This window comes from Mesorhizobium sp. P3_A9 (genome assembly GCF_056402975.1).
The window spans coordinates 1-8,548 of the sequence record NZ_JBFUGJ010000261.1; the positions used below are offsets into that span (position 1 = coordinate 1).

6 protein-coding genes and 1 tRNA gene are annotated in these 8,548 nt (G+C 62.9%); 3 read left to right on the top strand and 4 right to left on the bottom strand.

Annotation, left to right across the window (positions count from 1 at the left end; genetic code table 11):
• From AC1DX0_RS26230 to AC1DX0_RS26240, 3 genes are all read right to left on the bottom strand, one after another.
• A partial coding sequence (locus AC1DX0_RS26230; RefSeq protein WP_477357346.1) for an oxidoreductase occupies nucleotides 1-746 on the bottom strand: 746 nt, incomplete at its 3' end.
• Between the two features lie 70 nt (nucleotides 747-816).
• Nucleotides 817-2,118 (bottom strand): beta-ketoacyl-ACP synthase II, encoded by a 1,302-nt coding sequence (gene fabF, locus AC1DX0_RS26235; RefSeq protein WP_477357348.1) that lies wholly within the window; start codon nucleotides 2,116-2,118, stop codon nucleotides 817-819.
• A 47-nt stretch (nucleotides 2,119-2,165) separates the two neighbouring features.
• Nucleotides 2,166-2,744: a TetR/AcrR family transcriptional regulator gene (locus tag AC1DX0_RS26240; protein WP_477357349.1), complete on the bottom strand. Its 579-nt coding sequence runs from the start codon at nucleotides 2,742-2,744 to the stop codon at nucleotides 2,166-2,168.
• Nucleotides 2,745-2,873: 129 nt separating this feature from the next.
• On the opposite strand from AC1DX0_RS26240, the gene AC1DX0_RS26245 reads away from it, so the two are divergent.
• Nucleotides 2,874-3,938 carry an efflux RND transporter periplasmic adaptor subunit gene (locus tag AC1DX0_RS26245; RefSeq protein ID WP_477220282.1) on the top strand — a complete coding sequence of 355 codons (1,065 nt, stop codon included), beginning with the start codon at nucleotides 2,874-2,876 and terminating at the stop codon, nucleotides 3,936-3,938.
• Entirely contained in the window at nucleotides 3,938-7,066 is a 3,129-nt protein-coding gene (locus AC1DX0_RS26250; protein WP_477219863.1) for an efflux RND transporter permease subunit, read from the top strand. The genes AC1DX0_RS26245 and AC1DX0_RS26250 overlap by 1 nt, the downstream gene beginning before the upstream one ends.
• 128 nt (nucleotides 7,067-7,194) lie before the next feature.
• Here AC1DX0_RS26250 and AC1DX0_RS26255 read toward each other — a convergent pair.
• A tRNA-Met gene (locus AC1DX0_RS26255) sits at nucleotides 7,195-7,271 on the bottom strand.
• Nucleotides 7,272-7,511: 240 nt separating this feature from the next.
• On the opposite strand from AC1DX0_RS26255, the gene AC1DX0_RS26260 reads away from it, so the two are divergent.
• On the top strand, nucleotides 7,512-8,471 hold the full coding sequence (locus AC1DX0_RS26260; protein WP_477357351.1) for a Gfo/Idh/MocA family protein: 960 nt from the start codon (nucleotides 7,512-7,514) through the stop codon (nucleotides 8,469-8,471).
• Nucleotides 8,472-8,548 lie beyond the last annotated feature (77 nt).

The following is an 8,548-nucleotide window of genomic DNA, read 5'->3' on the forward strand; positions in this document are numbered from 1 at the left end:
AGACTGACCTGGCGCGCCATTTTGCCCGCCGCATAGCGTTTCTTGGGAGCAGGATCGATCGCAGCGGCCAAAACGGTTTTGGCTACCACTTCGGGCGCATCGCCTTTTTCCATCGCTTTCCGTACGGCCAAGGTCATGCCGGCGCGCGCGGAGTCATAGACATCAAGCGCTTGGTCGGGGGCGGCGAGATTGTCCTCGAAGGAGGTACGGGTGTAGGCGGGCTCCACCAACGAAACGCGAATGCCGAACGGGCGCAATTCGTGATCGAGCGATTCGGAATAACCCTCGATGGCATGTTTGGTCGACGCGTAAAGCGCGAAATAGGGAGCGGGGATGAACCCCTGTACCGAGCTCAAATTGACGATTCTGCCCTTCCCTTGGCGTCGCATTGCCGGCAACACCGCGTTGGTCACGCGGAAAACGCCGAAGACGTTCACGTCGAACAGCGCCTGGGCTTGGGCGGTCGAGGACTCCTCCGCGCCGCCAAACAGACCCATGCCGGCATTGTTGACAAGCAGGTCGATGCGCCCGGCCTTGGCCAGAACGTCATCGACCATTTTCGCAACGGACGCGTCGTCGGTCACGTCGCAGGTCAGCATGGTAACGCCGTCGGATTGTTTGGACGCTCCACGACGGCTGGTTCCGAATACGCGAAAGCCAGCGTTCAGCAAGGCTTCGGCGGTAGCCCGCCCGATGCCGGAAGATGCCCCTGTGACGAGAGCGACGCCAGGATTGGTCTTGTTCATGGAAATGATTTCTTTCTTTGTGTTGGATCGGAGTTGGAGAAGCATGAAAGGTCGGTGTGAAGGGTGCCAATCATGACCGCCCCTGGCCCTCGCGTCGGGCCGCCGGGGCGGTCCAGCGCCTGAACAAGGCGCTGGCATTCACGCCGCCAAAGCCGAAGCCATTGGAGATCGCGTACTCCATCTCCATTGGCCGGGGCTCGTTTGCGACGAAGTCGATGCCGTCGGCGGCCGGATCGGGAGCGCTCAGATTGAGCGTCGGCGGTGCCACCTGATCCCTGAGCGCCAGGATCGCGAAGATGGCTCCAAGCCCGCCGGCCGCGCCCAGCAGGTGTCCGGTCGCCGATTTTGTTGCGCTGACGGCTATCGCGAAATCGCGCCCGAATAGGCTCTTGATCGCTTCGATCTCGCCGAGGTCGCCGACTGGCGTGGAGGTCGCATGCGCATTGAGATGACGAACCTCGCGCGGTGAAATCCCCGCTTGCGCAATCGCGATCTCCATGGCCCGGCGCGCGCCGCTGCCGTCCTCGGGACCAGAAGTGACGTGATGAGCATCCGCCGTCGTGCCGTAGCCGACGAGCTCGGCGATCGGTTTTGCGCCGCGCGCCAGCGCGTGGCTCAACGCTTCGATGACCAGCACGCCGGCTCCTTCGCCCATGACGAAGCCGTCCCTCGATGTGTCGAAGGGACGCGAGGCTTGGGCCGGCGCCCAATTGAAGCCGGTCGAAAGGGAGCGTGCGGCGGCAAACCCACCGAGACTGACAATGTTCATGCAGGCTTCCGTGCCGCCGCACACGGCGATGTCGGCTTCGTTTGCACGGATAAGGCGGGCCGCATCGCCGATCGCCTGGATGCCGGCCGCGCACGCTGTCACTGGGGCGCCCAATGGACCTTTGAAACCATGACGGATCGAGATCTGGCCGGCTGCGAGGTTCACCAGGAAGGACGGCACGGTAAAGGGCGACAGCCGGCGGGCGCCACGCAGGTCGACCGTTCGCACGGCCTCGGTGATGGCGGGGAACCCGCCGACCCCTGAAGCGATGACCGTTGCCGTGCGCAGGCGATCCGCCTCCAAGGCAGGCTTCCATTTCGCCTGCGCAAGCGCCTCTTCCGCCGCCGCCAGCGCAAAGAGAATGAACCGATCCACCTTGCGCTGATCCTTCGCGGACAGGATGACATCGGGATCGAARCCRGCGTCGGGATCTTCKTCYAAGGARGGMACCACGCCGCCRATCTTCGCCGGCAGGTCTCCCACCACATCGTCCGGAAGCCTACGRATGCCCGAACSRCCKGCCARSAGSCGYGACCAGGAYGCTTCRACATTGGCGGCAAGGGGCGTRACCGCTCCCATGCCKGTAACAACAATCCGTCGCATCTATTYTCCTATCAAATTGGGTGCAGCGCCAGCACTGCGCACGCCGCTCAAGCGCCGGCTGCTTCGCGAACCTGATCGGTCGCTGCATCCAGAAAAGCCTGCGAAAGGTCGGGGTCRTTGACGACCCGCGAGAGGAGCACCGCGCCGACCATTGTCGAGAGAATGGCCATGGCCTTGCTATCGGACTGCTCGCCATTGGYCTCGGCAAYSAAACSGCCGAGGATMTCGAGATGCTCSTTGATGCCKGCTTCGAACGACGCTTTCACGTCMKGGCCCTGTCTGGCGGCATCCGAACCGAGTGCCACGATCGGGCATCCGTCCATCCTTTCTCCGCGATGGCCCATGCTGAGATAGAAGGAGATCACTGCTTCGAGCGGATGCTCAGGATTTGCCGCGGTCGCGGCCGACCATCGGTCGGTGGCGCTCTCCATAGCCCGCCTGGACGCTTGAGCTGCCAAGTCCTCCTTTGACTCGAATTGCTTGTAAAAGGCGCCCTGKGTCAGYCCKGCACCCTTCATCARATCCTTGAGGCCGATGCCGTCAAAGCCGCGCTCSCGAAAGAGGCGGCTTGCCACATTGATGACGGTCTCGCGGTTTTCCGCGGCTTGAATTCGGCTCACGCGCATCGTCGGGTTCCTTTTTGATTGCGTTCGTAATCTATAATCGATATAGAAGGTGAATGCAATCTATTTTCGAATGAGGCGACGAGCGTGAAAAAGAGAACCGTTATCGTATTGGGATCGACGCTGATGGCGATGTCATGGGCGGCGGCATTCGCGACGTTTGCTACTCCCGCGCAGGAGGCCCCTCTGGTGACCGACCCGAGGCAGGAAGCACCATTCGTCAGATTGGTGTCGGCAGCGCCGGTGACCGGATCAGAACGCGGCTTCACCGGCATCATCGGGGCGAGGGTGCAGAGCAATCTCGGCTTTCGGGTTCCCGGCAAGATCGTAGAACGGCTGGTGGACGTTGGCCAGAATGTCAAAGCCGGTCAGCCGCTGATGCGAATTGACGATACCGATCTGCGCCTTGCGCTTTCGGCGAAGCGCAACGCCGTTGCCGCAGCGCGTGCAGCCGTCGTTCAGACGCAGCCGGATGAACGGCGATACGCCAGCTTGCTCGGCAGTGGGTGGGTGACACCCCAGCGCTACGAACAGGCAAAGGCTGCGATGGATACAGCCCAGGCGCAACTTGCCGCCGCCGAGGCCGACGCACGGGTCGCCGAAAACGAGGCGGCCTATGCAGTCCTGCTGGCGGACGCGGACGGAATGGTGGTTGAAACGCTCGGCGAACCGGGGCAGGTCGTTGCTGCCGGCCAGCCAATGATCCGGATCGCCAAGGCCGGCCCCCGCGAGGCGGTGGTCACGCTTCCCGAAACGATCCGGCCGGCGATCGGCTCTGCGGCAGAGGCCAGTGTGTATGGCGGCGATGAGCGTCGCTACTCAGCGCATCTGCGGCAGCTGTCGGACTCCGCCGATGCCCAGACCCGCACATATGAGGCCCGCTATGTGCTCGACGGCGAGGCTGCCGCGGCACCACTTGGCGCTACTGTGACCATTCGGCTTGCAAGCCAGGTGAAACAGCCGGAGGTCCAGGTGCCGCTGGGAGCAGTGCTCGATGACGGACGCAAGACCGGCGTTTGGGTGTTGGATAGCGCCACCTCGACCGTACACTTTCAGGCCGTCCAGCTCGTTCGTGTGACCAGCGAGACCGCTGTGATCTCCGGACTGAACTCCAACGTTCCCATTGTGTCGCTTGGCGCACATCTCCTGCAGGAGGGCGCTCTCGTCCGGACTGAGTCCGAAAGCGGGAGCAAATGATGAGCTTCAATCTGTCCGCGATCGCCGTTCGCGAACGCGCCGTCACCCTATTCTTCATCCTCCTGCTGGTGGCTGCCGGTGCCTACGCCTTCTTCATGCTCGGCCGGGCAGAGGACCCGAGCTTCACCATCAAGACCATGACGGTCACGACGGCATGGCCGGGCGCGACGGCGCGTGAGATGCAGGATCTCGTCGCCGAACCGTTGGAGAAGCGGCTTCAGGAGCTGACCTGGTACGACCGGGTGGAGACGACCACACGGCCAGGTTATGCGTATATGACGGTCACGCTGAAGGACAGCACACCGTCATCCGCCGTGCAGGAGGAGTTCTACCAGGCCCGCAAGAAACTCGGGGATGAAGCCCGCAACCTGCCGCCCGGCGTCTTCGGCCCCTTCGTCAACGACGAGTATTCGGATGTGAGCTTCGCCCTTTACGCGCTGAAGGCCAAAGGCATGCCGATGCGGGAACTGGCGCGGCAGGCCGAGGTGATCCGCCAGGACCTCCTGCACGTGCCCGGCGTCAAGAAGATCAACATCCTTGGTGAACGTCCCGAACAGATATTCGTCGAGTTTTCCTACGCCAAGCTGGCAACTCTCGGCGTGTCGGCACAGGACATCGTCGGTGCCTTGCAGCGGCAGAACACCGTCACGCCCGCAGGCTCGATCGACACAATGGGGCCGCGCCTCTTCATTCGGGTCGACGGCGCCTATGACAGCGTTCAGGCGATCGCCGACACGCCGATTGTCGCGGCGGGGCGGACGCTGAAGCTCTCCGACATCGCCGAGGTCAGCCGCGGCTATGAAGACCCTCCAACATACCTCATCCGGCGCCAGGGCGAGCCCACCATCATGCTTGCAGCGGTTATGCAGGAGGGCTGGGATGGCCGCGCGCTCGGCAAGGCACTCGAGGACAAGACTGCCGCGATCGCACAGACGCTGCCGCTTGGGATGACGTTGGACAAGGTGTCCGATCAGGCCGTCAACATCACTTCGGCGGTCGACGAATTCATGTTGAAGTTCGCGATGGCTCTCGGCGTCGTGCTGCTGATCAGCCTGCTCAGCATGGGCTGGCGCGTCGGCATCGTCGTGGCGGCTGCCGTCCCGCTGACGCTTGCCGTCGTGTTCCTCATCATGCTGGAGACCGGCCGGTTCTTCGACCGCATCACGCTCGGCGCCCTCATCCTGGCGCTTGGTCTTCTCGTGGACGACGCCATCATCGCCATCGAGGTGATGGTGGTGAAGATGGAAGAGGGCATGGACCGCATCAAGGCGGCGGCCTATGCATGGAGTCACACTGCGGCGCCGATGCTGTCGGGAACGCTGGTGACGATCGCCGGCTTCGTGCCGGTGGGTTTTGCGCGCTCGACGGCCGGCGAATACGCCGGCAACATCTTCTGGGTCGTCGGGTTCGCTCTCATCGTCTCATGGGTCGTAGCGGTGGTCTTCACACCCTATCTCGGCGTCAAGATGCTGCCCGCGATCAAACCGGTCGAGGGCGGTCACCACGCCATTTACAACACGCCTAACTATCGACGTTTGCGGCGGCTCATCACCTTTGCCGTGCGGCATAAATTTGTAACCTGCGGCATCGTTGGCATCGCCTTCGCGCTTTCCGTCGTCGGTATGGGGGGCATCAAACAGCAGTTCTTTCCGACGTCCGACCGCCCCGAAGTGTTGGTGGAGGTTCGCCTGCCGGAAGGTGCCAGCATCGAGACGACAACCACTGCGGTCGAGAACCTCGAACATTGGCTGGATAGCCAGCCCGAGGCCAAGATCGTGACGAGCTATGTCGGTCAGGGCGCTCCGCGCTTCTTCTTCGCGATGGCTCCGGAACTGCCTGATCCTGCCTTCGCGAAGATCGTCGTGCTGACCCCGGACGCCGAGGCGCGTGAAGCGTTGAAGCACCGGCTCCGGGAGGCCGTGGCGCAAGGGCTTGCGCCCGAGGCGTATGTCCGCGTTACGCAGCTCGTGTTCGGCCCCTACACGCCGTTCCCGGTCGAGTTCCGGGTCATGGGACCCGATTCCACGCAACTCTACGGCATTTCCGAAAAGGCCCTCGACATCATGCGGGGCGTCCCGGACGTGCGACAGGCCAACCGCGACTGGGGCAATCGCACGCCCGTGCTTCGCTTCGTCCCGGACCAGGATCGACTGAACCTTATCGGCCTCTCGCCGGCGGAGGTGGCACAGCAACTGCAATTCCTCCTCACCGGCATCCCCGTTACGCAGGTTCGCGAGGATATCCGCAATGTCCCCATCGTGGCACGCAGCGCCGGCGGCGAGCGGCTGGATCCGGCGCGTCTGGCGGATTTCTCACTCGTAAGCCGAGACGGCCGCTCGATTCCGCTCGACCAGATCGGGCATTCGGAAATCCGTCAGGAAGAGCCAATCCTGAAGCGCCGCGATCGCACGCCCGTTGTCACGATCCGCGCGGACATCAATGAGGCGACCCAGCCTCCGGAGGTCTCCAAGCAGATCATGAAGGCCCTTCAGCCTTTGATTGCATCCCTTCCGGCCGGCTATCACATCGAAATGGGCGGATCGATCGAAGAGGCGGAAAAGGCCAATACCGCGCTGGCTAAAGTCTTCCCGGCCATGATAGCCGCCATGCTGATCGTCATCATGCTGCAGGTGCGGTCCTTCTCAACGATGTTCATGGTCGTGCTGACGGCACCGCTTGGCCTTGTCGGCGTCGTGCCGATGCTGCTCACCTTCCACCAGCCCTTCGGCTTCAACGCCATTCTGGGCATGATAGGGCTGGCCGGCATCCTGATGCGCAACACGTTGATCCTGACCGAACAGATCAAGGAGAACCGTGCTGCCGGCATTGACGACTATCACGCCGTCATCGAGGCAACGGTGCAACGCACACGGCCTGTCATCCTGACTGCACTCGCCGCCGTGCTGGCCTTCATCCCCCTCACGCACTCCGTCTTCTGGGGATCGATGGCCTATACGCTGATCGGCGGCACGGCGGCCGGCACGGTGTTGATCCTGCTCTTCCTTCCCGCGCTCTATACCGCGTGGTTCCGAACCAAGCCGACTGCGGATGAGACCCCGGCTGCGGATGAAATCCATGAGGCTTCGACGGAGGAACTGGAAGTGCGACCAGTTATGGCTGCTGAGTAGGGCACCGTTGCCGAGCCCTGTTTGTCTGCACGGGGCGAATGGCGGGTTCGTGTGCCGATGCGGGTGAGAGCAATCAGTATGGCTGACAGTGGCGGCGTCGACGTAACTGATTGATCTTGTTGACCAAATGGTAGCGGGAGAGGGACTTGAACCCCCGACCCCAGGATTATGATTCCCGTGCTCTAACCAACTGAGCTACCCCGCCAGGGCGGCGAAAGGCCCGAAATCCGCCTTAAATCGAAAGGCATTTCGAGGCGTTCGCCAAGGTCGCGCGGATATAAGGTTGGGAGGGCGAGCCTGTCAAGCTTCGAAGCATACCATATCACTGCATATTCGCTTTGCCGAAAAAGCTTTGCCGCGTGGTCATTTGGTTGCAACCGCCGGGGTTGAGTTCGAAGGGGCACGTCGCTATGTCTCGGCCWSGARWTTYTAGAGTTTGAAACARATGAARCCGCGCATYGCAGTCCTCGGTTGCGGATACTGGGGCWSMAACCACATCCGCACCCTCAAGGCGCTTGGCGCGCTGCACGCGGTTTCCGACACCAACCGGGCGCGTGCCGAAGGCTTTGCCAGCGAACAGGATTGCCTGGCGATCGAGCCCGACCAGCTGTTCGTGCGTGACGATATCGATGCCATCGTCATGGCTTTGCCGCCGCAGTTCCATGCCGACCTTGCCGTGCGCGCCGCTGAAAACGGCAAGGACGTGCTGGTGGAGAAGCCGATCGCGCTGACCGTGCCGGATGCCGAGCGCGCTGTGCAGGCGGCCAAGGACAATGGCCGCGTCTTCATGGTTGGYCACGTCCTGCGTTTCCATCCCGCCTTCGAGACGCTGAAGGGGCTKATCGACAAKGGCGAACTCGGCGARGTCCGCTACATCCACTCGCACCGGCTTGGCCTTGGCAAGTTCCACACCGAGAACGATGCGCTGTGGGAYCTGGCGCCGCACGATCTGTCGATGATCCTGGCCATCACCGGCACSGAGCCGATCGAGGTGCGCGGCGAGGGKGCRGCRCTSCTCGACAAYCTCAGCGAYTTCGCSCATCTGCACATGCGCTTTCCCAACGGCCTGCGCAGCCAYCTYTTCRCSTCGCGGCTCAATCCCTATCGCGARMGGCGGCTGACCGTGGTCGGCACCAAGGCGATGGCGGTGTTCGACGATGTCGAGCCTTGGGAGCGCAAGCTTGCCGTCTACCGCCACGCAGTCTGGCAGGACAGCGGCCAATGGGCGTTCACCACCAACGAGCCGTCCTATGTCGCGGTTGCCCAGGGCATGCCGCTGACGCGCGAGCTGGAGCATTTCATCCAGTGCATCGAGACGCGCGCCGAACCGCGCACCAGCGGCGAGGAAGCGATCAGGGTGCTGCGCATCCTGACCGCGGGAACGGTCACGCACACAAAATCCTGAAGGAAGGCCGCGCCATACTCTTGGCGCGACAGGGCAGGCGGTCGCCTATTCGGCCGGAACCTGTGCCGGCCTTGCCG

Bases quoted from the DNA above. Each gene is read 5' to 3' on its own strand.
- AC1DX0_RS26245 (WP_477220282.1), top strand. From the start codon at position 2,874: ATGTCATGGGCGGCGGCATTCGCGACGTTTGCTACTCCCGCGCAGGAG.
- AC1DX0_RS26250 (WP_477219863.1), top strand. From the start codon at position 3,938: ATGAGCTTCAATCTGTCCGCGATCGCCGTTCGCGAACGCGCCGTCACC.